Genomic DNA, 24,804 nt, shown 5'->3' with positions numbered 1-24,804 from the left:
CATGTACCTGGAAGCCTTTTCCTCTCATTTTGGTCAAATAGAAGACCAGCGTCAGACCGCTAAAGTAACCTATCCCCTGTTTGATATCTTGTTTGTAGCGTTCTGTGGCGTTATTGCTGGAGCCGAGGGATGGGCTGATATTCGAGATTATGCCGAGTGTCATCATGACTGGTTTAAAGAACGTGGAGTATTAGCTGATGGTATTCCCGTTGACGACACAATTGCTCGTACCATTTCACGTATAAAACCAGAGGAGTTTAGCGCCTGCTTTATTAACTGGATGCAGGATGTTCATGAGCTGACCAAAGGTGAAGTTATCGCTATTGATGGCAAAACGTTACGAGGCTCTTATAACAGAGAAGATCGCAACTCAACTATCCATATGGTCAATGCATTTGCAACGGGTAACAGAATGGTACTGGGTCAGATAAAGACCGATGAAAAGTCGAATGAGATCACAGCTATTCCGGAACTGATCCAGTTACTTGATATCAGTGGCGCATTGATTTCCACTGATGCAATGGGCTGTCAGGTCAGTATTGCGGAGCAAATCCTTGATGGAGGTGGAGATTACCTCTTTGGTGTGAAGGAAAACCAGCCCACGCTAAGTAAAAGCCTCCGGGATGCTTTCAGTGAGGAGCGTTTAGCGCCATTCATTAACCTGGAAATGGCAAAGCAACATGGTCGAATTGAAGCAAGAGCCTATTATGTAAAAAGTGCCGATGAGTTAGGAGAAGTCGGTGCAAAATGGCCGGAGTTGAAAACAGCGGGCATGGTGCTCAACCACCGTCACGTAAAAGGTAAAGAGCCACAATTAAATTACCGATACTATATCAGCTCAGCGGACCTGACAGAGCAAAAGTTTGCTGACAGTGTGAGGAAGCATTAGCTGGTAGAAAATACACTTCACTATGTTTTGGATGTCAGCAAGAACGAAGACAAAAGTCAGATTTATCAAGACAACAGTGCCGACAACTGGGCCATTCTAAGACAAATGTCACTCAATATGCTTCGGGCAGAAGAGTCCAGCCTCAGTATTGCGCGAAAACAGAAACGCGCCTGGGCAAAAACAGATTATCTTGAGCAAGTTTTGAAGGCAGGACTAAACGAACTGGTCATTTAATGTACACTCATGCGGTAGCCCTGCCTTTACTGGCCAGCAAAGAGGAAGCATTATCGGTTTGTCAGAACACAAGCCCACCCGCATCCTCTTTGCCTTTTCGTTGTAGAAAGCCCATACCTCCAGCACAGAAACTGGAGTCAGTTAAATACCCAGGTAGCAACCCGACAGCAAATATTCCTTTTTTCAGGTGTTGCTGTTCTTCGCAGGATGGGTGTCCACGATAGATTGCCTCCACGATAAACCAATCCCCTTATTGGCAATCTTTGACAATATCTGCCATTATTGAGTGGTTAGTTACTTACAAGGTAAGAGATGGCAACACTCAACGTATCCCTTCCCGACGAAATGCGAAAGTGGATAGATGAACAGGTTAAGTCTGGCAGATTCGCCAACGCCAGTGATTATACCCGAGACTTAGTGCGGCGAAATCAAGGGGGGAGAGAAGCAATCAGGCTGGCGTTAATCGAGGGTGAATTAAGCGGTAAAAGTCGCAAAAATGTTTTAGACATTCTGCAGGACAGAAAAACCGAAAAGTGACAATGAAGCATTACAATCTCTCCAATAAAGAAGACGAAATTTTTATAGTCAGAATACTTCACCAGAAAATGAAGTACTCGATGCACTTAGCGGAATAATGCCAATACTCAGGGAAAAACCAGGGTAAATTGAGTACCTTCCGTTTGGATATCGTCAAGACGTATGCTGCCGCCGTGCACCAGCATTATCTGTCTAGCCAGCGCCAGGCCGACGCCGGTTCCCTCTTTTTTGGTGGTGAAAAAGGGCACAAAAATCTTTTCCCTGATATCCGGGGCGATGCCAACGCCATTGTCCTTAATAACAGCCACCAGCTTGTTGCGCTTGTTGAGGAAAACAGATACCTCTAAATTAAGTTCAGCCTGTTGCGGCGATTTGGCCTGCTCAGCGTTGCGAAACAGGTTAATAAACAACTGCTCAAGCATTTGCGGATCAGCGCGCACTTCCAGAGCGTCATGTTCTGAATTGAGCTGAAAAACAATACCGGCATTGCGCCACTGTTGTTGAAACAGGCTGTGTATGCGATTCAGCAATGGCACGATTTTCACTGGCTTTTTATCCGGCACCGGCAAATGAGTGATACTGCGATAACTGTTCACAAAACCCAGCAGATTTTCACATCGCTTCGCGACTGTGCTGACAGCTTCTTTGGCATCTCGCAAATATTCGTCTGACAAGCTGTTCAGCGGTGTGGCCAAAATGGCATCCGCAGTGCTGGCGAGACTGGTGATTGGGGTAATGCTATTAATGATTTCATGGGTTAGTACTTTCACCAAGTCCTGCCAGGCATCCAACTGTGCCTTATCCAGCTCAGAGGCGATATCCTGCAATGAAACCACTCGATCTTTTTGCCCGTTATGTACAACATGGCGCACGGCAACACTGAGTTGATGCTCCATGCCATCGGCCACAAAGGGCACCAAGCGCCGCTCGGGTCCCTCGACAGCCTCCATGGCGCGAAAGAACTCCTCACCAAAGTATTTTAGTTCCTCAACACGGGTGATGGTACTGCTGTTAAACAGACGTCGCACCGCATTATTCCACAGCGTTATGCGGCCATCAGCGTGTATGCTCAACAGCGGTACAGGTACATGCTCTATCACAGATTTTAACCATTGTTTGGTGCCCTCCTGTGCTTCTCTGCGGCTCTGTTCTTGTTGCACAATTTGCGAAATTTCGCGGCCCAGTTCGTCAAAGCCATCACCGTAACCACTAAAATCAAACCGGGCTGAATAATCCCGATAGCGCAGCGCCTGTAAAAATCGGGCAATTTGCTGGTTAGTCTTCTGTACCTGCTGCTGAATCCCCCAAAACTGATACAGAATGAACAGTCCTAAAATGCATTGAGTGACGATAAAGCCGTCCCGGGGAAATAGGTTAGCAAACACAAATAAGCTCACCGCCAGCAGCAATACCCGTAAAAATAACTGGCTGGAATATCGTTTAAAGATCATGCTTTTCCATCCTTCTGTATAAAGCCGCCCGGGTTAAGCCCAACGTTTTAGCAGTATGGGAAATATTGTATTTGTGTTTTCTGAGGGCCTGTTGAATGGTTTGTTTTTCGATTCTGTCCAGATTGAGATCTTGCTGCTGAATATCTACCGCCTGATTGCCGGGAATCGTTTTCTGCAGTTGCAAATCATCCGGCCCAATTTCGTTGCCTTCAGCCAATATCACCGCCCGTTCCAGTGCATGTTTTAATTCGCGAATATTGCCAGGCCAGTGATACTCCATCAAGGCTTGTAGCGTATCCGCCTGCAATTGCAGCGCTGTCTTGTGGTATTTACGGGCAAACACCTCAAGGTAGTGATGAGCAATTGCCTGAATATCTTCTTTGCGTTCACGCAATGGAGGTAACACCACTTCCACCGTATTTAATCGAAACAGTAAGTCTTGTCGAAAGTGACTTTCATCGTGCAGTTTTTCGGGTGAAAGATTAGTAGCGGACAACAAGCGAATATCAATGTCCTGTGCCTGATTGCTGCCCAGCGGCACCACCTGACGTTGCTCCAGTACGGTTAACAATCGGGTTTGCAAATGCAATGGCATATTGCCCACTTCATCTAAAAACAGGGTTCCGCCATGAGCGGCTTCCAGCTTTCCGATACGGTCTTCTTTAGCGCCGGTAAAAGCACCTTTTTTATGACCAAATAACTCACTCTCAAATAGCGACTCCGGCACAGCTCCCAGATCAATGCTCATAAACACCTTATCCGCTCTAAGACTATTGGCGTGAATGGTGCGGGCCAACATTTCTTTGCCGGTGCCGTTTTCTCCCAACAACAGCATATTGGCTTCGGTAGCTGCAGCTTTTTTAATGATTTGTTTTACCTTCGACAAACCCGCAGAACTACCGATCATCGGCTGGGCATCGGATTGTATTATTGCATCCGATAGCACCTTGTTGGTTTTTTGTAGTCGACTGGCCTCATTGCGAGAATGGCGCAGCTGACAAGCAGAAGAAACCGTAGCTACCAGCTTTTCGTTTTGCCAGGGTTTAGCGACGAAATCAGTGGCACCGAGCCGCATGGCATCTACAGCCAGGTTAATGGCACCGTGGGCGGTGATCAGGATCACCACGGCCTGAGGATCTATTTCTAAAATTTGTTTCAGCCAGCTAAACCCTTGCTGACAACTACTCTCTCCCGGTCCAAAATTCATATCCAGCAGAATCGCATCAAAATGCTGCTTATCCATTAGTTCCGGTATTTGCTCCGGACGATTGCAAATAACCACTTCAGTAAAGTGACGTTTGAGCAACAGCTTGCTGGCGACCAGGATATCCTCATCGTCATCGACGATTAATATGCGACTTTCCACTGACATCTTGTGCAGACTTTTGATGAACTATGACTGTTCAATACCGTACAGCAAGTGTTCGTATTCGTACACTTAAAGCTGATTTATATTTGCAATAAAATATTTATTCCATAAATTTCATACACTTAGGTGTTGGCACAGGATTTGTAATCATCTCGCTAAAGACAGCGAATGCGAGCAATTTAAACGAGTCTAACCATGTCAGTGGAATTAACAACGCAACAAAAAAAGACCATCAAAATGCCACCACAAGGACGCGCTACTGAGGGCCGCTCCGGGGCAGCAATGGATAAGAAAGTCGTCTCCAGTAAACCTCTCTGGCGCAAAGCGCTTCCATGGGTTATGGCATCAGTCGCCCTTACCGTGGGGCTATTGTTGTTTTCCAAAACCGGGCAACGCGCGCTATCCGTAGAGTCTCAACGAGTCACACTGGCAACGGTTGAGCAGGGTATATTTGAAGACTTCTTACCACTGCGTGCCAGAGTCACCCCCGCCAAAACGGTGTTTTTAGATGCCATCGAAGGTGGCCGCGTCGAAGCTTTGTATGTGGAAGACGGAGCCCTGTTAAAAGCCGGGGATATGATAGCCCGGCTGTCCAACACCTCATTGCAACTCAGCGTTACCAGTAACGAGGCACTGGTGGCGGAGCAGCTCAATAATATGCGCTCGATCGAATTACAACTGGAGCAAAATCGTTTGCAACACAAGCGCAACCTGCTGGACATCAACCATCAGATCCGGTTGTTGTCACGGCAACTTCGACACGAACAGGAGTTATTGGCCAGTAACCTAATCCCCAAAAATCAGGTAGATGACACCCTAGATACATTGAACTGGTATCAGCAAACCCTGGCGGTTTCATTAGAAAGTCAACGCACCGACGAGTTAATGCAGGAGCAACAACTACAGTTCCTGAAATCCACCAGTGAACAGCTGGAAAGAGCCCTGCAAATCTCCCGGCAGAATCTGGACAATATGAACGTAAAAGCCCCGGTAGATGGCAAACTCTCTGGATTTGATGCAGAAATTGGCCAAAGTATCACCCGCGGTGGCCGCCTGGGTCAGATAGATACGCCGGATGACTTTAAACTCAGCGCTTTTATCGATGAATTTTATCTGGGTCGGGTGGATCTGGAACAACCGGCCACCTTGATACGCAACAATGAAAGTTACCAACTGACCATCAGCAAAATTTATCCGCAGGTGCGCAACGGCCAATTTGAAGTGGATTTACAATTTAGTGATGCCCGCCCAGAAGATATCCGGCGCGGTCAGACCCTACAGGTGAAACTGCAGTTAGGCGATGCCGAACCAGCACTGATGCTGCCCAATGCCGCCTTCTTTCAAAATACCGGAGGTAACTGGGTTTATGTAGTGTCTCCAGATGCCAGCGAAGCCAATAAAAGAGCCATTCGCAGCGGTCGTCGCAACAATCAATACATTGAAATTCTGTCCGGTCTGGAAGCCGGCGAAACCGTCATAGTGTCGTCCTATGGCGAATACCAAAACATTGAACGATTAACCCTGAAAAACTGAAGGAAAAACACATGATTAGGCTAAACAACATTTCCCGTGTCTATCAATCTAACGACATTGAAACCACCGCGCTTGATCAGGTCTCGCTGGACATCGATCAGGGTGAATTCGTGGCTATCATGGGGCCTTCCGGCTGCGGTAAATCCACCCTGCTAAATATTCTGGGTATGCTGGATTCTCCAAGTAGCGGCGAATACCACTTTTTGGATCAGGAAATTTCCAATTTCAGCGAGAGCCAGCTTAGCGCCATTCGCAAACACAATATTGGTTTTATCTTTCAGAGCTTTAATCTGGTGGATGAACTTTCGGTTCAGGAAAATATCGAGCTGGCACTGCTTTATCACGACATTCCTGCTCATGAGCGGCGTCAACGAGTATTGCAGGTAATGGATAAGGTGGGCATTGGTCACAGGGCTAATCACATGCCGGGCCAATTATCCGGAGGTCAACAACAGCGAGTTGCTGTTGCCCGGGCCGTGGTTGGCGACCAGGCTATGATCCTGGCGGACGAACCCACCGGCAACCTCGACAGCGCCCACGGTCAGGAAGTGATGGAAATGCTGCAACAGCTCAATCAGGAAGGCACCACCATAGTGATGGTTACTCACAGCCCTGCCCATGCAGATTATGCCAGCCGAACCGTAAATTTGTTCGATGGCAAAATTGTCACTGAAAGCGTAAAAGCCGCCTAGGAGGGCTTCAGCATGTTTAAAAATTACCTGCAAATCGCTTGGCGCAACCTGATTGCCGACAGACTCTACAGCAGTATCAACGTTCTTGGCCTGGCAGTGGGTCTGGCCAGTTGTCTGTTGTTATTTATATTTATCGAGGATGAAACCAGTTTTGACGATCACTGGCCTGCCGCGGAGCGCACCTACCTCGTACAGACCACTTATTTCACCACAGGTGCTGAAGCCCAAACTTTTGATGTAGCCCCCGGCCCGCTAAAGCAGGTGCTATTAGATTATTTTCCCGACCAGATTGAATCTGCAAGCCGCATGAACCGACAGTGGCCAATAGTCAAAACCCGCAATGATATCTACGAAGAGCCTTTGTATTTTGCAGACCCCAGCACCATCGATATATTACAATTTGATACCTTAGCAGGTGATCTGAACAGCACCATTAACGACAATGCCGCCATTGCCTTATCGGAACAATTGGCCACCAAATATTTTGGCAGTACAGACGCTATAGGCGAAATCATTACCATTGAAAGCTGGGGTGTAGTCAAAGACTTCAGAGTAGGCGCTGTGTATGCCAATGTTGCTCACAATACCAATATTGAAGGTCTCACAGCCTTGCTAAAAATCGTTGAAGAAGACTACCTGGAAACTCAGCCCTGGCTGTTCACCAACTGGGCCGGTGGCAACAACATGACGTTAATTACCCTGAAACCAGGGGCTAACATTGCGGATATTAACCATCGTATGGAACAACTGGTTAAAGACAGAGTGATTGTTCCTGAATTTATTCAGGAAACCTATGCTCAGCCGGAAGACTGGATCGCGTTTACGGCAACTCCGCTGGATGAAATGTACATCAATCAACCAGGGCGTAAAACCAACATCGCTATTTTCTCGGGTATTGCGCTGGTGATTCTGCTTATTGCCAGTATCAACTTTACCAACCTGTCTGTGGCCCGTTCTACACGTCGTGCTAAGGAAGTGGCGTTGCGCAAGGTTATGGGCGCTTCGCGACAGCAGTTGATCCTGCAATTTCTGGGAGAAACAATCTTTATCACCGCTATCGCTTTAGTGCTGGCCTTAATGTTGGTGGAGCTGGCACTGCCCTTTTACAGTGAGTTTTTGGAGCGAGATTTGGTTTTTGACTATTTGGGGATAAACACTCTGGCCATGATAGCCCTGGTGCTGATAGTGGGCATATTAGGCGGTATTTATCCGGCCCTGGTACTCTCCGCATTTCGCCCTGCCAAAGTTCTGAAAGCCAATAAATCTGCAGAAACCTCCGGCAGTCTGATGTTGCGTAACCTGTTAGTGATTGCGCAATTTTCCATTTCTATCGCACTGATCGTCTGTGCCATGGTGATGTTCGCACAACGGCAGCACGCCATGAATTTGGAAGTAGGCTACGACAAAGACCATATTGTGATATTACATGGTGTAGGTCGTGAACCCGTTGCCCAGCAATCTCGCCAAAAGTTGCTCAGAGAACAGATTCTGGACTTACCCGGCATGAAAGCCGCCACATACATCAATATGTTTCCGGCCATGGCAACTAATTGGCAATTGGGGTTGTCATTCAACCGGGAAGATGGCTCCCAATTTAGCGAAACCATTTCGTTTCGCAATGTCGATGAAGGCTTTCTGGACACCTTTAACGCCAAAGTAATAACGGGCCGTTATTTCGATCTAAATATCAGTTCCGATGTACGTCCGGATTTTCAACAATTACAACAAAACCCGGAAACCCGCCAAATTAATACCATGGTGAATGAACAGGCGGTGGCCCACTTTGGTTTTGCCAGTAACGAAGACATTCTGGGTCAGGTGCTGGAGTATCGATGGGGCGACATGACCATATTTGCCACAGTTATTGGAGTGATCAGCGATATCAATTATCGCACAGTCAGAGAAAGTATTCGTCCGGAGGTTTACATTTTCGTGGACTACGGTGGTATCGGCTTTCTGGCGGTACGTTTTGAAGATGCGCCGCAAAAAGCAGAGCAAACACTACTGCGCTATTGGCAGGATCAGGTACCCGAATTACCCTTTGTACGCACCTATGTCAGTGAAGTAATCGAAAGAGATTTTCAGTCAGAGCAAAAACAAGCGCTGTTGCTGGCGATTGCTTCCAGCCTCGCCGTCATCGTCTCCTGCCTGGGCTTGTTTGGCTTGGCCAGCTTTACTGCTGAACGTCGCTTTAAAGAGATTGGCATCCGTAAAGTAATGGGAGCCAGTGTGCTGGATATCGTCAAACTGCTCACCTGGCAGTTCTCCAAACCGGTATTACTGGCCAGCTTCATTGGTTGTGCTGGTGCTGCGATGTTGATGCTTAGCTGGTTACAGATATTTCCTTATCGTATCAGTGAACTTTGGGTACTTGCTAGTTGTCTGACAGCCAGTTTAATGGCATTGCTCATCGCCTGGCTAACCGTCGGAGGCAAAGCCACCAAAGTAGCCCGAGCAACGCCCATCAAGGCTTTGCGCTACGAGTAAACCAGAAGCGCAAAAGCCAAAACAGTTCCCGTTCTCCCGTGTCTTCAAGGACGAAGCACGGGAGTTTTTATTGCAACTACAGCATTTCCACCTGGACATCAATCCAGGCTTGCGCTGTATCCTCTACACCACCCTTTTGCAGTACAGTGATGCGGAATCCTCCCCAATGGTCGGTATAACTTTCACCAATCACTAGCTCTGAGTCAGTTTGATCGTCGCCCCACCAGCCAGGTGTTTTAGAACCTGGCGTCATATCCAGTAAATGTGAGGTGTGCTTCCAAAATCCAGGGTCCTGCTCATTTTCAAGGTATCCTTGCAGGTTGATCAAAACACCGTTTTTGGTGTTGGTATATGTGTTGTGAGTAGTGCGATATTCCAGCCAATAGGTGTATTTATCGTTTCCTGATTTTAACTTGATGCCAATATAGCCCGGTGCATTGGTGCCTGAAGCACTGCCATGATCAAACGCATAAAGACGATAAGTGCCAGACTGGTTTATCAAGGGGACTTCCTGCGCAGTCAACCAGCCAAAGTAGTCTTTGTACATCAAATTGTATTCTTGCAATGAGTGCGCCCCCATTCCCATCATGCTGTACACATTACCGTAATTCAGGCTTTCGCTAGCAATATCACCATTGCCGATGATTTTTCCAGGTCCCGCTTCCACGGCTTTAGCGTGACGTAACCCCAGTGCATGTCCAATTTCATGAGCGACAGTTCCCGCGCCGTAGTGATATATCGACATTTCTGGTGGTGCCGCACTGGAGTTAAAATTACCGACCTGAGGTGCGGTCATCATAATAATGTTGCCCGCACCGGGAGCATCAGGATCTACTCCCTGTTCCGCGACTTTTGCTCGCCACAGAGCTCGCCAGGCATGAAAGTCATTATCATAATTACTCTTGGACTCTGGGATAGAAATAATGGGTTGTGACAAATCATAAGTCACAGTAAAACGTCCGTAGGATTGTTCAGTGTAATAGGTTTTTACTTTCTCCATTTCGGTGATGATTTGTTGCTCAGTCCAGGTCAAGGGTGCATCACTAAATTGAAAACGGAAAATTTTGACGTTGACCGAATCATAAGGGTAACCATCGTTCCCATTAGAAGGCGGATCGACTGGGTCTGTAGGATCAACCTCATCGGATACCGTCCGACAACTTGTGGCCCCTAAATCCGCAACAATGCTGGCCCCTTGTTTTTCCCCTGTCACAGCTACATAGGTCCAATATTGCGATGGATTCTGCAAGATAATACATTCCGAATTTCCAGCGTTGGTAGAACCCGGATCGGTACCATTAGTAGCTGGCCAGCCACCATTTTTTGCGAACAAGGAAAGATCACCGCTTCCGTGACCGGTGCTAATAGCAATGCTGTTATAATTATTGGCTCCGGGGATGCTGAGATAGTTTACCTGGGCATCGGGCAAACAAATGGCCACTCCATCAGCCAACTGGCTATTGGTACTGGCTCCCTGAGTTTTGCAGATGTCTTGCAGTTGCAATTGTCCAGCACTATCTGCGGGGATCAGCAGGCTGTAGTCTTCCACTTCACCGCTACCGATATTACCGCAAGCCGACGAAGCTTCTCCACCATAGCGCATAACCACTCGCATTCTTGTCGTCAAATTTTGCGAAACCACTGGCAACGCTAATACACCATTAGTGCTGGCATTGCCAGAGAGACCATCCAGCAACTTTTCACTATCAGAAAAAATACCGTCTTGGTTGAGATCCACCCAAACAGTCCAGAATTGCGAATATGCCTGACCTGAAAATCCCGGCGCTAATTGCAGCTGGCCATCTGAGGCAGTAAAGGTCTTTGCGGTAAAATCCGAATATCCCTGCAGGTTGTTGTCATTGCCTGCTCCGCCAGACGAATAAGTGTCGCCATCCAAGGTGACAGATTGAATCCACTCATAGCTACCTCCGCCATGAGCAGCACAATAATTTAAAGATGGGGTATTAAAACTGGATTGCGTTGTTTCGGCACCCACCGAAGGGCCATAGCAGCCAAGTAGCGTAACGCAAAGTACGACCGTTTTGTTCCTAAAACACTTGAAGTTAAACATAATAGATTTCTCATTTTTGGTATATTTTATATTGTATACACTCAATTTATACAAAAGAAATCCCCGGCGCGTCGTTAAACAAGTAGGGGATTAGGCAAATTGAGGAGAACCAGTATCGGAAATATCGACACTGGTTAACGAGAAATATATTAACCTTTTATGAAAAGGTCGAGCAGTTTTTAAACAAAAATCGTTAGCTAATTGAATTTCATAGCAATTTAATGCATTTATGCCCTGAGGTTTAGTTAATGTGAGTGTGGTTCACTCACCCCTGAACCGTCACTTTCACGAGACCAGCGTCTTACTATTTGAGTACCATAGTACCGAACCATTAACGCACTCAGGAACACACCGCATAGTGTGTAAAACAAACTGTCCTGATGCTGATGCAATTGCTCAGCCACATCAATTTGCCAACCTGTGTACTGCAACAACCAGTCGAGCAATAGTCCCATGCCTACTGCGGTGCCTATAACCGCCACCAGATAAGCCACAATGGCACGTTTACCCAGTTCTTTGCCTAGCACGCCTAGTGTGGCCAGATTGGTTGCGGGTCCGGTCAGCATGAACACCAGGACACTGCCCGGCGATACACCCGCCAGAATAAAACCAGCGCCAATCGGGGTTGAGGCTGTGGCACAGATATACATAGGAATACTGACAAGCACCATCACCACCATAGTTAAAATGCTGTCACCCCATTGCACAAAAAACGATTCCGGAACCCAGGTTTGCACTATCGCGGCAAAAAACAAACCCAGTAACAACCAACTGGCTGTATCCCCCAGTAATTTGCCAAAGGAAAACTGCAGAACTTCTACAACCCCCTTTTGCTCCGGCTCAGCTTCGGCCTTTTTACTGCCGCAACAGGAATGAACCTGAGTTTGCGTCTTTGGCACCTCCGGTTTATCGGTTAATCTGACCAACTCCCCGGCCACAATAGCACTGACTATCGCAGCAATGGGTCTGGCAATGGCCATAACCGGTCCCATCAGGGCATAGGTCACCGACACTGAATCTACGCCAGTTTCAGGGGTAGCCACCATAAAGGAGGCCGTGGCATTTTTAGAGGCGCCGCGTTTACGCAGGCCCAGGGCCGTGGGAATAACACCGCAGGAACACAGTGGTAAAGGTGCACCAATAAACGCCGCCTTAACTGAATGAGCAAAACTGGCCTTGCCTAACTGACTTTGCATCCATTGTTTGGGTAAATAAACATTGATCACACCTGCAATCAGATAGCCCAGCAACAACCAGGGGGCGGATAACACTAATAAGTCCCAAAAATTCTGCAGAAAAATCATGCCACGCGCTCCTCAATAGCTTCCAGAATAGAGCAATGTTCGGCACTTTCCGGGCCGCCACAACAGGTTTTTACCACTTTTTTTAGGGTAGTCTCAAAACGTTGTAATTGCCGGATACGATCCTGAATATCCTGCAACTTGTGCTCTGCGATAGTTTTCACTTCTTCACAGGTATGTGAATGACTGTCCACCTTGATGTTTAACAACTCCTGAATTTCAGCCAGAGTAAAGCCTAAGCTCTTGGCGGACTGAATAAACTTCAGGGTTTTGCGATCATCGTCGCTGTAGAGACGATAACCATTGTCTGCTCTGTGACCCGGAGATAATACCCCCTGCTGATCATAAAAACGCAGGGCTTCTACACTGATATCTTCCATTTTTGCCAGCTGTCCAATTTTGTACATAACATTGCCCAAATAACTGATACTGAACAGAGTATAAACCCTATAGTTAGATATAGGGTCAAGGGTTTAACTGTAATTTTTCTGAATGCCAAGGAAAGCTTAATTGCTCGACTGCAAATCACTGGCGAAGCGATGCAACCAACCGGCCGCCTGACTGGGTTGGTATGCCAGAATTAGCCTTTCCCGGTATTGCCAGGGAATAGTAATTTTGAGGGCGCAAAGATTTGCCTGGCTGATACAAAAATCCGGGATATAAGCCAATGCCCTGCCCTGTTGTACCAATGCTATTAAGGTACTGAAATCACTGCACCGGTAGGCAATATTGCGCGGCAGAATATCATCTCGCCAGCCATCAGAGCCGATACCTCGCTGTATACCGCAAAAAGGCGAAACTACCGGGCAAGCAAAAGCATACTTTTGAATCTGTTCATTGCTAATTGTCGTTGCCGGATTATCGGCCAGCAGCGGATGTGCAGCGGCACAGGCCAGTTGGAAGCTGGTTTCGCCAAGTTCAATAATACTCAGGTCAGCTTGATTTTGTTCTACTGCCTCTGCGGTGGCAATGGCCAGATGGGCGCTACCATCGCGTAAATGTTTTAACGCATCCCCTTCCCACTCGGCGGTAATGTGAGTGTCATAATGAGCAGCTGGCAGGCAATCCAACACGCTGGGTAACGCCTGTTGCAGCAATACCTGAGGGCCAGCTATGTTCACTTTGATTTTTTGCTTACCCTGGCCAAATGCGCTAATGGCCTGTTCTGACTCATGCACAATCACCCGCGCATATTCGCAAAATCGTCGGCCCTCAGCATTCAATTGAATATTGCGCCCCTGTCGCTCAAATAACTGGGTATGAGTTAAGGCTTCCACTCTGCGAATGGCTTTGGATAAAGCCCCAGGCGTTTTGTTTAATTCTTTAGCGGCCGTTTGCAAATTATTGCTGCGGGCAATCACCATAAAATAACGCAAATCATTAACATCCATAACCTGAAAACCGGTAAACAAATTAACTCAAACCATATCCTAAAAGGAAACAATGATAAACTTTTAGTCGCTGTTTTTACGCCTATTATTAAAGCAGAATAGGATCAATCCATATGTTTACAGGCTGCTCCCTATGTCAAAGTTAACCGTTTTACTGTTGTTCTTTTGTTTGTCGCAAGCTGTTCCATTAAAAGCTGATGAACATAAGCATCACCAGCGCATGGGTTCCCATGGCATGGTGTTGTTTAGCGATGGTGACCGCCTTTTTGCCAGCCACCTACCCTTATATCAGGCACCTCACGATTATCAGTTGATTTATGAAATCGAGCTGCAAAGCCATGAAAAACTGCTAACTCACCTGATATCAGGGCAGCAATTTGAAGAAAATATGCTGACCTTGCTACCTGAGCACTTTGATCTCAATAAACTCATTGAGGGCGAATCTATAGTGCTCAACGCCACTGTTTTTAAGGGGCACTTTGAACGAGGCGGGAAGCCCTGGCTAAGCGAGCAAGAGGTATTTTTTAAAAAGCCGTTATATCGTCGACAATTAACCAACAAGATGCCTGCAAACCCTGAATCTAACCAATGGCATAGTATCCTACTGTCAGAGCAGCGCCTGCTGTTTGTGCATCAGATTGGCCCGGCCCCTTCTTTTGATGCTATTTATCTGGCGGAGCAATGTCAGCTCAAAGAATCAGCCAAAACCATAATCGAGTACTCATTTGAAAATGCAGAGTTAGTAGCCGACTTCGGTCAGTGTCATTCTCAAAAAGCGCTGTATGTTGAATTCCTGGATTTTAAAGGTTAAACGCCAGTGAGCATTTTCAGCAAAGCAATCAAAAACCTGTGCCATCGGGTACCACTATTGACCTTGGGCACCCTGCTCTGTGGGACCTTCGCAAACGGCCAACAACCGTCGCCAATGCCAGCACCAGAGCTGCAAAAATTACAGCAATACCAATGGCGACATGGCGTAGCAGATTGCCAAATGGATAATGCTGGCCCTATTGAAATCTTTCGCTATGACGCCAACACCTATATTTTGCGTCAAAACAAGTGCCTGCACTATGAAGCCCCCTTTATTTATCTGTTATTGGGCACTCAAAAGGCGTTGTTGTTAGACACCGGCGCAACAGCCAGTGCCAACCGTTTTCCATTGTTTGCTACCATCAGCCGTATTCTTAAGGAGGCTTCGCCAACAACGATTAACAGACAACTGCTGGTATTGCATTCTCATGGTCATAGCGATCACATTGCCGCTGACCAACAATTTCAGGATAAGGCCCGTACCCAGGTTGTGGCTGGCAATCTGAAAGCAATTCAACAACATTTTGGCTATGGGGTTGATGGCTTGCATTGGCCTGAAGACAGCGCGCAATTAGATTTAGGGGAAAGGACAATAACAGCTTACCCCTTGCCGGGGCATAGTGACGATGCCATTGCATTATTTGATGAGCGAACTGGATGGTTGCTAACCGGTGACAGCCTGTATCCGGACAGGCTGTATGTGCGCGACTGGCAAGCCTACAGACACAGTATTGCACGCTTGCTTAAACAAACTCGGTCACTACCGGTGACGGCTATTTTGGGCACCCACATTGAGATGAGCAAAACTGCCGGTATGGACTATCCAATGGGTTCAACTTATCAGCCCGAAGAAGCGCCTTTGCCAATGGATTATCAGGTACTTGATACACTGCATCAGTTGTTGCAGACGGCACCAGACCCCATGAGACTTGTCAGCGAGAAGTTTATTGTGCAACCGCTCGACTAAACAGGCTCTAATGCCACTCTAGTTCCAGCTTCATGTCTTCGGTGGTTGAAGTCATGCCGCACATTTCATCGTAAGGTGTATTTTGCTTTAACCAGACTTTCTCAAATCGTTCATTGACTAAAAAGGACTTTATCTCATTGATGCAGTTAAACTTTTTAGGGTGGTTTTGTTCGTCGTAAAGATACCAGGTGCGTTCCTTATCTTCGATTGCCGCCAGATAAAAACCGCCCTCAAAGGATTCGATATGTAGGTTCATAGTTTACTTCCTGTTGTCGTTTGCGTTTAAACGCTGCAAAAGAAATTATAGTTCATAATTTATTCTGCATTCAGGCCACCAGCTTGCCGCCTAACCAATCACGCTTACTGGAAAACTGGCTGCTCAGGTACTCCTTCTGGTCCTCCAGGATACGGTTATTACGCAAGTACAGTTGCTCGTACATATTGGGTTTAAAAGGCACAGCAATCAGGTGCATCGCGGCCTCTTCCGGGGTTCTGGCACCTTTAACAACGTTGCAGCGCTTGCAGGCGGTCGCTGAATTCATCCAGGTTTTCTTGCCCCCTCGGGAACGCGGGATAATGTGATCTAAGGTCAGTTGGCTGGGCCGGAATTGATTGGCACAATACAAACAGGTGTAGTTATCTCGGGCAAATAACCAACGGTTACACAAGGGAATTTTACCACTCTGGTGCACTACCTTACCCTTGCAGCCAATAATTGAGGCAATTTCGATGCTACTCTGTTCACCGGCATGATTATGCCCGCCTAACAAAGTTCGCTTCATCGATCCCAATTCAAACAGCACATTGCCCAGAGAATATTGTTTACAAGCTTCCTCTATCGTAATCCATCCTAACGGCATGGTGCTTTGATTCAGTCGTAATACGTACATAGGCATCTTCTGTTTTAATTATCTGGCCTGACGACAGTTTCTACCTTGAGTATGACAGATTTTTAAAAAACAGGTTAAATTTTCAACTATATTTACAAACAGTTAGCGAACCATGGGAAAAATAACAAGCCTTTCCCTGCCCTAACATTCATCAGAATGTGATCTGGTCCGACCTTTATCACTAAAATCAATATTGACCATCGAAATAAGTAATTTAGCTTTTCGGACGAATTTTCATACTCTGTTACATAAGCATTTGTTATTGGAGTCACCATGAAAATATTTGTTGTGAATGAAACGCCGGGAGTCAACGAACACTCGGAAGATGTTTCATTAGAGCGCAGGTGTAGTGCTACACCCGCCACTGTAAAGAAACTGGCTTTGGCCGGGGCTTCGATTACGATTGAAACTGGCGCAGGTTTTCTGGCTGGTTACAGTGATGAAGATTACGTCGAAGCGGGAGCAATTATCAGCCAGGATCGCAATGCCAGTCTGGCAGAAGCGGAAATTGTGTTGTATGTCAGCCGACCTACAGAAGCAGACATTGAGCACCTGAAAGCTGAAACCCTGGTAATTGGTCACCTGGATCCGTTTTTCCAGAAACCTCTGATTGAAAAACTGCAAGCCAAGCAGGTAACCGCCATCAGTGTGGAAATGATCCCGCGCACCACCCGCTCACAAAAAATGGATGCCCTCAGCTCCCAAACCAATCTGGCAGGTTATGTCATGGTACTCAAGGGAGCCACTCAGCTGGATACCATACTGCCCATGATGATGACCCCGGCAGGTACAGTGAAGCCTGCCAAGGTATTCATTATCGGTGCGGGTGTGGCTGGTTTACAGGCCATCGCCACCGCCAAGCGCTTGGGTGCCAGCGTAACTGCCTTTGATACCCGCCCGGTCGTGGCCGAACAGGTTCAGTCTCTGGGTGCTAAATTTCTGGAAATCGATTTGGGGGAGACCGGTCAAACCAGTCAGGGCTATGCCAATGCCCTCAGCGAAGAACAGATGCAAAAGCAAAAAGAAGGACAACGCCAGGCCATCGCCGATTCCGACCTGGTGATCACCACGGCACAGCTATTTGGCCGTAAACCGCCTTTGATCATCAGTGAAGAAGATATTGCAGGTATGAAGCCTGGTAGCGTTATTGTCGATATGGCAGCCGAAAATGGCGGCAACGTGGCCGGTTCCGAGAAAGGTAAAACGGTAGTGAAAAATGGCGTCAAAATCGTAGGTACAGGTAACTGGCCAAATCAGGTACCCAAAGACGCCAGCGACCTTTATGCCAATAACCTTTTTAATTTATTAGATGAATATTGGGACAGAGACGCGAAACGCTTTGTGCTGGATCTGGAAGACGACATTCTGGACGGCTGCGTTATTGTGCATCAGCAAACTTTGCGCAATGCCATGCTCAGTAAACATTTTGAATCAATCGCAGGAGAAGCCTGATGGAATTAATCTACCTATTATTCATTTTAGTACTGGCAGGATTCCTGGGATTTGAACTGATCCACAAGGTCCCCGCCACCTTACACACGCCTCTGATGTCAGGGGCCAACGCCATTTCTGGTGTCACCCTGATCGGCGCCATGGTATCGGCGGGTTCAGACAACAATCAACTCACCACCATACTGGGTGTGGCCGCTGTGATATTCGCTTCCGTGAACGTCGTGGGAGGCTACATGGTAACCAATCGCATGTTATCCATGTTTAAGTCGAAGCAAAAGAATAAGGAGGCTCAACAATGAGTATGACACTGTTAGTTAATGTAAGTTATGTCATTGCCGCCATCCTGTTTATTCTGGGTCTGAAACTGCTCAGCCACCCGGCAACAGCGAAGAAAGGTAATTTAACCTCTGCGCTGGGGATGTTCATCGCAATAGTAATGACTTTGTTGCACCGTGACATCATCAGCTATGAACTTATCTTCGCCGGAATTCTGACTGGTGGTGTGTTAGGTGCCTGGATGGCGAAGCGGGTAGAAATGACCGCGATGCCGGAACTGGTATCTCTGTTTAACGGTTTTGGTGGTCTGGCGAGTTTGTTGCTGGGTTTATCAACACTCACCATTAAACAAACTGACACCCTGACCATTACTACTATGGTGATTGCCTACATCTCAATTTTAATCGGTGGTGTGACTTTCAGTGGAAGTCTGATTGCCTGGGCAAAACTGGGCGGCAGAATGGCCAGCAAAGCCATCATCTTTCCCGGTCAGCGCTGGTTAAATGCACTGATCATCATCAGCGCTGTGGCTCTGCCTTTTGTGATTGCCACGCAACCCTTTACCCTGAACTGGTTCTACATCGCTATTGGTCTGGCGCTGGTATTTGGTATTTTGGCGACTATCCCCATTGGGGGAGCGGATATGCCGGTGGTGATCTCGCTGCTGAACAGTTATTCCGGATTAGCCGCTACGGCAGCCGGTCTGGCGATTCAAAATAACATCTTGATTGTGGCCGGTCTGTTGGTAGGTGCCAGTGGTATTATCCTGACCCAGATCATGTGTAAAGCCATGAACCGCTCACTGATGAATATCCTGCTATCCGGTTTTGCCAAGCCCATTGAGCCCGGTGAAAAAATTGAAGGTGAAATCAAAGCGCTGTCCGCCGAAGATGCCTTTTACGTGCTGGAAGCCGCGCAAAGCGTCGTTGTGATTCCAGGCTATGGTATGGCGGTAGCGCAGGCACAACACGCAGTCAAAGAATTGCAGGAGTTGCTGGAGAAAAACGGTGCCGAAGTGGCCTACGCCATTCACCCGGTAGCCGGCCGTATGCCCGGTCACATGAACGTACTGTTGGCGGAAGCGGATGTGCCTTATGAACAACTGTACGAAATGGATGCCATTAATCCCCGTATGGACAGCTTTGATGTGGCTATCATCATCGGTGCCAACGATGTGGTTAACCCAGCAGCCAAAGAAATGAAAGGCAGTCCAATCTATGGCATGCCCATCATTGAAGCCCACAGAACCCGCAATGTGTTTGTACTGAAGCGCTCCGCCGCAGCCGGGTTTGCAGGTGTGGATAACCCGCTGTTCTTCAAGGATAACACCCGTATGGTATTTGGTGATGCCAAAGATACCCTGAATACCGTTATCCGCGAGTTTGGTGATTAATCGCTAAATAATTGATCTGCCAACCCATTCTGGTTCGCAGTTCTCAATGCCAGTCAGTTTAACTGACTGGCATTTTTGTTGGTCTATTCGCAGAAGGACTGACTTGAGCATGGACGTGCTGAATTCCTGTTTTGCAAGAGCAAAAACCGACTAATAGGACAACGACGCAGTTATTTAACTTTTTCGTCGGACTAAAGTCCGGACCTACATGTTTTCATTTGTCGGACTGAAGTCCAGACCTACCACGCCTATCAAAGATAAATTTAACTACTCCTTTCATTCGCATATCAAAAACTCACCTGACATTCAAAAGATAGGGTGTCTTATGCCACTGTATAATATGAATATTATCACTTTTCTGTGTCGTGTTTTTGCACCCTATAATTGTCGTATTTTTGCGATTGAAAAAAGTCGTGTTTTTGACTATTATTTAAACATACTTAAACGGAGTCGCAATATGACAATAAAAAGTAAAATTCAGACACGAGTAAAGCGCTCGAAGCGATCTGTTTTTTTGCGCTCTGATTTTAAAGATATTGCGGACTATGACCAGGTAGGCCGTGGTCTTCGAAATCTGGTGCGTGAAGGTTTACTACTTAAAATTGGATATGGGCTTTATGTCCGTGCCAGAGTGAATCGTATTACCGGGAAATTAATGCCGGATAATCCCGCCGGAGCCGATGGTGTTGTTATCGAGGCAATGGAGAAGCTGGGTGTGGGTTATCAGTTTGATGAGCTGTCGCAACAGAACTTGTCCGGTAACATTACCCAGATACCGGCTAATGTGAAAATCAAACCTAAAAGTACACGCTTCACCCGAAAAATTGCTGTAGGGAAACAGCGTGTCAACGCTGCCTGATACCTCGCTATTTGTTGATGTTGCTGATGCCATTGGCCTCGGTAACCCCGCCATTGTTGAAAAAGACTATTACGTTGTTCAATTGCTAAAACTGCTTGCAGAGGTTGAGCTGGATTACTACCAGATTGTTTTTTCAGGTGGTACAGCGCTCGCCAGGTCCTCCATTAAAACCTATCGCATGTCTGAAGACATAGATATTAAGCTGGTGCCTGTAGCAAGGGTTTGTGAACTCGACTCTCGCAGTGCCAGGAAAAACGCCAAGCGAGCCGTGAAACAACAAATTGCTTCGCTGTTAAGTTCAGCTTCTATGTTTTCCATTGAGCAGAAGCCTGTGGTCCTGAATGAATATCAATATTTTTGTTTTGATATACGCTCACTGGTGGGGGCAGAGTAACCTTCAAAAGTGACGATCACCTGTTGCAGATCCAACGGATTCTCAGCGAACACTTCAGCGAGATCGGCATCAAAGGTTTTTGCCTGCAGACCAGCAGCCGGCAGTGCAAAAGCCACCGCCAATGAAATAAGGTTTTTACGGTTAAAGACGGACATGAATACTTCCTCAATCAATTTTACCAGGAAAGTATTCAAGAATGTGGGTACTGATGCTATGGGGGAAAACCCCCAGATTCACCCTTGCATAATTGCCCTGATCGAGCGGGGATCTCGATCAGGTTTCTCAACTTTGAGCCAGACGCCCGCGCCTGCTATCATCAAGCTATATTTGATTGAGACAACATTCCCTTGCCCCAACAGCAACCGTCATCCCGTTTACATCAAAGCTACTACCGCAATGGTCCCAGCCATCGCGACGGAGCGGATGTGTCATTTAACGACATCGTTAAAATCTTCGGCTTTAAAACCGCGACTGTAGGCAACTGGGTCACAAAACAGGAACAACAGATAGCGGCAAATTTGTTTTTTGACGCACTTTGCGATCTGATGACCATACTGCAGGTACCGGAACAGGTGATTTCCCTCAATGGCACCTTGTCCCTCGCTTTTGGTAAAGGCGGGCAAAAATACAGCTCAGCCCATTACAATTCCGGCACCCGCACACTGGCGTTAGCTAAAAATGCCGGTGGCGGCGCACTGGCCCATGAATGGTTTCACGCCTTCGATCACTACATCAGCCAAAAGCTGTTTAAACGCGCCAGCCATCGCGACTTTGCCTCTGTGTTGTGGCTTAAGCACCAACAGGTAATAGAGCATCCGTTAAACCACTTACTGGAAAGCTGCTATCAACACATATTTTTGCGAGAAAATAGCGATCAGCTCAGCGATTTGTTTATCAAAAGTGTTACCGCTGACAAATCGTTGAATACCTACTATTATGCGCAACCACAGGAAGTTTGCGCCCGGGCATTTGAAGCCTTTGTGCAGGATCAAAGCCTTAAGAACGCTTTTCTGGTGCAGGGCACCAAGCAGTCGGCAGAAGCAAAGCTTGGAATTTATCCTGAGCCGCAACAACGCCAGCAAATCGCAGGCTATTTTAAACAGTATTTTATTACCTTGGGTAAAGCCCTTGATCAGCAAAGCCCATGATCAACAAAACCCATAACCAACATAAACTAAACAGAAAGAGAGAAATGAGCCAATGAAGATTGTGCAGGTAACCCAGGCAACCCTTGAACAATGCGCAGATTTATTTGACCAGTATCGCCAGTTCTATCAACAACCTTCAGATATTAGTGCCGCCACGAGTTTTATTGCTCAGCGACTCACCAATCAGGACTCCATCATTTACATGGCCATTGACGAACAAAATCAGGGGATGGGGTTTACTCAGTTGTTTCCGTCGTTTTCTTCAGTCGCCATGAAACAGGTATATATTCTGAACGATCTATTTGTGGCTCCGAATTCGAGAAAGCAAGGTGTAGCTAAAGCGTTAATGAAAACCGCGCATGCGTTCGCTGAAAAAAATCAGGCTCATGCCATTAAACTGGCTACTGCAAAAGATAATCACCAGGCAAAAGCGCTGTACGATCAGTTAAATTATAAACTGATCGACAGTTTTGATTATTACACGCTAAAAATCTGATCAGACAAAGTCTTTCACTATTTTGCGCACAGAACGATGATAAAAAGGCAACTGCAAGTTGTCTTTGACTTCGTCCGCCGGATAACCGAATAATCCGAATTTATTACCTTTGCTTTGACTAATCACCACTATGTGTTTGGTTTGCTCGTCTAATTTACCGTGTAGCGGATCAATAACCGGAACCAGATAACGACCTAATTTAATTAATCCTACCTTGCGATTATCCCGGTAAACTATTTTATCGAAAACCGGATTATCCAAAATGGCATACACCGCAAACTTGGGTATTTGAATAGGAATATTCCGACAGTAAAACTGTACCACCTGCAGCGAATCGGTCAGCTGGCTGATACTAGAGGGTAATTGACTTTCGCTCATAACAGCTCCCCTACAAAGGTTCTCCGCTCCGTGGAAAAAGTCCTGATTTGTTTTTGATGTTGTGTGCGCACCGCTTATTTCTGCAAGGCACACTTTAAATATAGCAACACCTAAAAAAAAGGAAATCCAAAATTTGTAACTGATTGAGATATACCGAAAAATAACACAAAGAGATCAATCGGCTCTATCTAGTTTATCTGCCATTTCGGGGAATTCATTAAATGCATTAGAGTATTAAAAACCACGCTTTTAGAATTAAAAGTTCAAATAAAATGGTTTGCACAAGGTTTTATAAGCCTCGCTATAGTTGCCATTTTCATCCCTAACAATCAATTCTGAAACACACTCTTCTGTACTATTTTCTGGCCTAAGACATTGTCCGGATTGTTTTTTTAAATGCCACAACTGGCAATAAGGTGCTTTTTTAGGTGTGGCTTTAACCGCTATTTTAGCCACCACCACAAAAGGCAATTGTGTAATTAAACTCATCACTTCATCTTCCGCATTTTTAGGCAACACAAAATAAAAACTTCCCGAATCCGACAATAATCGGCTTACACCATTAAATAACGCAGATAACGTCAGGCTGTGTTGTTGTCGGGCTTTGGTTCGGGCAACATCGCGTTGTTGATTTTTGGCGTTATGGGCGGCGGATGGCGCGAACTCAAACCATGGGGGATTACTGATAATCAAAGAAAATTGCTGAGCGGTTTTCTCCTGCCAGGACAAAAAATCCTCATTGATCACTGCAATTTTGTCAGGCCAGGGCGACGAGGCAACATTCTCCTGAGCCTGTTGTGCGGCTGACTCATCCAATTCTAATGCAGTTATACGACAACCAGTGTCACTTTTTTGCGCCATCATCAGGCTTAGTAAACCACTGCCAGTACCAATATCTAAGATGCTCTCTGCACCTTGCGGATCACACCAACTGCCCAACAACAGACTGTCAGTGCCCACTTTCATAGCACACAGCTCCTGTCGCACCACAAACTGCTTACAGCGAAACATTCGCTTAATCCCAGCGCTGTTGGGCTATCATCTGTTTGGCCACATCGAGCGCGTGTATTGGGCGGTATTTGCGCAATGGCCCCACCATCAGGGGCCTGACCAGGCGCCCAATAGCGATTCCAAACCGCTCACCGAGTCGGAACTCGTCACGCTCGCCCAGCAATAATGATGGTTGTACCGGGGATGCGCACAATCCAGGGATTTTTGCTATTGCCTGCTCTAATTCGCCTTTAACTTTTAGATAAAAATTACCGCTATCAGCATCTGCGCCTATTGATGAGATCCAAACAAAACTCTGGGCCTGCTGTTGTGCCGCCAACTCAGCAGCCTGCAGTACATAATCGTAATCCACTAACTTAAACGCCGCCTGACTACCGGCCTTTTTGATGGTGGTGCCCAGGCATACATAGACGTGATGGGCGCTAAAACACTCAGCCAAAAGCGGCAATTGCTCGTATTCCACCTGCTGTATTTGCAGCTTCTCAGCGTGTTCTTGAGCCAAATTGTTTTGCTTGAGTGGTGATCGCAACAGGCATATCACTTTATCGTATCTGTCATCCGCCAGAAGCAGTGCCAACAAGTGTTGCCCCACCAATCCAGTTGCACCCAGTAACAAAGCGGTTTTGTGGTTTTGTGCTTGCATGTTATAAACTACGCATCTTTTTATCGAATATCAGGTTCTGGCGAGCATTTTTGCCATTTTGATTGTCACAACAACAACTAAAAGACAACGCCAACCAGGCCATACATGAACTTTCCTACAGGATACTCTGAA

At 46.7% G+C, this 24,804-nt stretch carries 25 protein-coding genes and 1 pseudogene; 14 read left to right on the top strand and 12 right to left on the bottom strand.

The genetic code is table 11. The features are described from left to right. Position 1: 1 nt before the first annotated feature. Positions 2–1,123: pseudogene (locus ACXAD8_RS21155) on the top strand (ISAs1 family transposase). Positions 1,124–1,435: 312 nt separating this feature from the next. Then, the gene (locus ACXAD8_RS21150) at positions 1,436–1,660 is read left to right on the top strand and encodes a type II toxin-antitoxin system ParD family antitoxin (RefSeq protein WP_475232192.1); all 225 of its coding nucleotides are present in this window, start codon (positions 1,436–1,438) and stop codon (positions 1,658–1,660) included. A gap of 107 nt (positions 1,661–1,767) precedes the next feature. Here ACXAD8_RS21150 and ACXAD8_RS21145 read toward each other — a convergent pair whose 3' ends face one another. Continuing rightward, positions 1,768–3,111: a sensor histidine kinase gene (locus tag ACXAD8_RS21145; protein WP_475232190.1), complete on the bottom strand. Its 1,344-nt coding sequence runs from the start codon at positions 3,109–3,111 to the stop codon at positions 1,768–1,770. Next, complete coding sequence (locus tag ACXAD8_RS21140) at positions 3,101–4,483, bottom strand: sigma-54-dependent transcriptional regulator (RefSeq protein ID WP_475232188.1); 1,383 nt, start codon at positions 4,481–4,483, stop codon at positions 3,101–3,103. Before ACXAD8_RS21140 ends, ACXAD8_RS21145 begins: the two co-directional genes overlap by 11 nt. A 192-nt stretch (positions 4,484–4,675) precedes the next feature. Between ACXAD8_RS21140 and ACXAD8_RS21135 the strand changes: the two genes are divergently transcribed. The 3 genes from ACXAD8_RS21135 to ACXAD8_RS21125 are packed head-to-tail and all read left to right on the top strand — an operon-like array spanning position 4,676 to position 9,192. Then, positions 4,676–6,013, top strand: a complete 1,338-nt coding sequence (locus tag ACXAD8_RS21135; protein WP_475232186.1) for an efflux RND transporter periplasmic adaptor subunit — start codon at positions 4,676–4,678, stop codon at positions 6,011–6,013. An 11-nt stretch (positions 6,014–6,024) separates the two neighbouring features. Then, positions 6,025–6,705: an ABC transporter ATP-binding protein gene (locus ACXAD8_RS21130; RefSeq protein ID WP_475232184.1), complete on the top strand. Its 681-nt coding sequence runs from the start codon at positions 6,025–6,027 to the stop codon at positions 6,703–6,705. Between the two features lie 12 nt (positions 6,706–6,717). After that, positions 6,718–9,192 (top strand): ABC transporter permease, encoded by a 2,475-nt coding sequence (locus tag ACXAD8_RS21125; RefSeq protein WP_475232183.1) that lies wholly within the window; start codon positions 6,718–6,720, stop codon positions 9,190–9,192. 76 nt (positions 9,193–9,268) lie between these two features. Here the strand turns inward: ACXAD8_RS21125 and ACXAD8_RS21120 are convergent, their stop codons facing one another. The 4 genes from ACXAD8_RS21120 to ACXAD8_RS21105 form a co-directional block, all read right to left on the bottom strand. Next, positions 9,269–11,263: a GEVED domain-containing protein gene (locus ACXAD8_RS21120; protein ID WP_475232181.1), complete on the bottom strand. Its 1,995-nt coding sequence runs from the start codon at positions 11,261–11,263 to the stop codon at positions 9,269–9,271. 245 nt (positions 11,264–11,508) lie between these two features. Further along, positions 11,509–12,567, bottom strand: a complete 1,059-nt coding sequence (locus tag ACXAD8_RS21115) for an SO_0444 family Cu/Zn efflux transporter (RefSeq protein ID WP_475232178.1) — start codon at positions 12,565–12,567, stop codon at positions 11,509–11,511. After that, on the bottom strand, positions 12,564–12,971 hold the full coding sequence (zntR, locus tag ACXAD8_RS21110) for a Zn(2+)-responsive transcriptional regulator (protein WP_475232176.1): 408 nt from the start codon (positions 12,969–12,971) through the stop codon (positions 12,564–12,566). Before zntR ends, ACXAD8_RS21115 begins: the two co-directional genes overlap by 4 nt. A gap of 99 nt (positions 12,972–13,070) precedes the next feature. Continuing rightward, positions 13,071–13,955, bottom strand: coding sequence for a LysR family transcriptional regulator (locus tag ACXAD8_RS21105; RefSeq protein WP_475232174.1), 885 nt, complete (start codon positions 13,953–13,955; stop codon positions 13,071–13,073). A gap of 133 nt (positions 13,956–14,088) precedes the next feature. Between ACXAD8_RS21105 and ACXAD8_RS21100 the strand changes: the two genes are divergently transcribed. Both ACXAD8_RS21100 and ACXAD8_RS21095 read left to right on the top strand, forming a co-directional pair. After that, positions 14,089–14,766, top strand: a complete 678-nt coding sequence (locus ACXAD8_RS21100; protein ID WP_475232172.1) for a hypothetical protein — start codon at positions 14,089–14,091, stop codon at positions 14,764–14,766. 6 nt (positions 14,767–14,772) lie between these two features. Continuing rightward, the gene (locus ACXAD8_RS21095; RefSeq protein ID WP_475232171.1) at positions 14,773–15,732 is read left to right on the top strand and encodes an MBL fold metallo-hydrolase; all 960 of its coding nucleotides are present in this window, start codon (positions 14,773–14,775) and stop codon (positions 15,730–15,732) included. A 7-nt stretch (positions 15,733–15,739) separates the two neighbouring features. Here the strand turns inward: ACXAD8_RS21095 and ACXAD8_RS21090 are convergent, their stop codons facing one another. Further along, a complete protein-coding gene (locus ACXAD8_RS21090) occupies positions 15,740–15,988 on the bottom strand; it encodes a DUF6482 family protein (protein WP_475232169.1) in 249 nt (82 codons plus the stop codon). A gap of 70 nt (positions 15,989–16,058) precedes the next feature. Further along, complete coding sequence (locus ACXAD8_RS21085; RefSeq protein WP_475232167.1) at positions 16,059–16,622, bottom strand: HNH endonuclease; 564 nt, start codon at positions 16,620–16,622, stop codon at positions 16,059–16,061. A gap of 273 nt (positions 16,623–16,895) precedes the next feature. Between ACXAD8_RS21085 and ACXAD8_RS21080 the strand changes: the two genes are divergently transcribed. From ACXAD8_RS21080 to ACXAD8_RS21060, 5 genes are all read left to right on the top strand, one after another. Continuing rightward, positions 16,896–18,074: an NAD(P) transhydrogenase subunit alpha gene (locus ACXAD8_RS21080; protein ID WP_475232165.1), complete on the top strand. Its 1,179-nt coding sequence runs from the start codon at positions 16,896–16,898 to the stop codon at positions 18,072–18,074. Continuing rightward, positions 18,074–18,373, top strand: a complete 300-nt coding sequence (locus ACXAD8_RS21075) for an NAD(P) transhydrogenase subunit alpha part 2 (RefSeq protein WP_475232163.1) — start codon at positions 18,074–18,076, stop codon at positions 18,371–18,373. Before ACXAD8_RS21080 ends, ACXAD8_RS21075 begins: the two co-directional genes overlap by 1 nt. Beyond that, positions 18,370–19,743, top strand: a complete 1,374-nt coding sequence (locus ACXAD8_RS21070) for an NAD(P)(+) transhydrogenase (Re/Si-specific) subunit beta (RefSeq protein ID WP_475232161.1) — start codon at positions 18,370–18,372, stop codon at positions 19,741–19,743. Before ACXAD8_RS21075 ends, ACXAD8_RS21070 begins: the two co-directional genes overlap by 4 nt. A 457-nt stretch (positions 19,744–20,200) precedes the next feature. Further along, complete coding sequence (locus ACXAD8_RS21065; RefSeq protein WP_475232159.1) at positions 20,201–20,602, top strand: DUF6088 family protein; 402 nt, start codon at positions 20,201–20,203, stop codon at positions 20,600–20,602. Beyond that, positions 20,586–20,996, top strand: coding sequence for a nucleotidyl transferase AbiEii/AbiGii toxin family protein (locus ACXAD8_RS21060; protein ID WP_475232157.1), 411 nt, complete (start codon positions 20,586–20,588; stop codon positions 20,994–20,996). The genes ACXAD8_RS21065 and ACXAD8_RS21060 overlap by 17 nt, the downstream gene beginning before the upstream one ends. Here ACXAD8_RS21060 and ACXAD8_RS21055 read toward each other — a convergent pair. Beyond that, on the bottom strand, positions 20,951–21,151 hold the full coding sequence (locus tag ACXAD8_RS21055) for a hypothetical protein (RefSeq protein ID WP_475232155.1): 201 nt from the start codon (positions 21,149–21,151) through the stop codon (positions 20,951–20,953). The two genes, ACXAD8_RS21060 and ACXAD8_RS21055, sit on opposite strands and share 46 nt — an antisense overlap. Before the next feature lie 192 nt (positions 21,152–21,343). Between ACXAD8_RS21055 and ACXAD8_RS21050 the strand changes: the two genes are divergently transcribed. Continuing rightward, a complete protein-coding gene (locus ACXAD8_RS21050) occupies positions 21,344–22,144 on the top strand; it encodes a CLCA_X family protein (RefSeq protein ID WP_475232152.1) in 801 nt (266 codons plus the stop codon). 52 nt (positions 22,145–22,196) lie between these two features. Further along, positions 22,197–22,640: a GNAT family N-acetyltransferase gene (locus ACXAD8_RS21045; protein ID WP_475232150.1), complete on the top strand. Its 444-nt coding sequence runs from the start codon at positions 22,197–22,199 to the stop codon at positions 22,638–22,640. Here the strand turns inward: ACXAD8_RS21045 and ACXAD8_RS21040 are convergent, their stop codons facing one another. The 3 genes from ACXAD8_RS21040 to ACXAD8_RS21030 all read right to left on the bottom strand — a co-directional run bounded on the left by ACXAD8_RS21040 (position 22,641) and on the right by ACXAD8_RS21030 (position 24,672). Beyond that, the gene (locus tag ACXAD8_RS21040) at positions 22,641–23,018 is read right to left on the bottom strand and encodes a hypothetical protein (RefSeq protein ID WP_475232148.1); all 378 of its coding nucleotides are present in this window, start codon (positions 23,016–23,018) and stop codon (positions 22,641–22,643) included. It abuts the gene before it with no gap. A 255-nt stretch (positions 23,019–23,273) separates the two neighbouring features. Next, the gene (locus ACXAD8_RS21035) at positions 23,274–24,029 is read right to left on the bottom strand and encodes a tRNA1(Val) (adenine(37)-N6)-methyltransferase (protein WP_475232147.1); all 756 of its coding nucleotides are present in this window, start codon (positions 24,027–24,029) and stop codon (positions 23,274–23,276) included. A 4-nt stretch (positions 24,030–24,033) separates the two neighbouring features. Further along, positions 24,034–24,672 carry an NAD(P)H-binding protein gene (locus ACXAD8_RS21030; protein ID WP_475232145.1) on the bottom strand — a complete coding sequence of 213 codons (639 nt, stop codon included), beginning with the start codon at positions 24,670–24,672 and terminating at the stop codon, positions 24,034–24,036. Positions 24,673–24,804: the final 132 nt, after the last annotated feature.

It is taken from the genome of Planctobacterium sp. AWH2_060, from assembly GCF_056158425.1.
The sequence above is the reverse complement of the archived record's forward strand: the minus strand, read 5'-3'. Positions and strand labels throughout refer to the sequence as shown.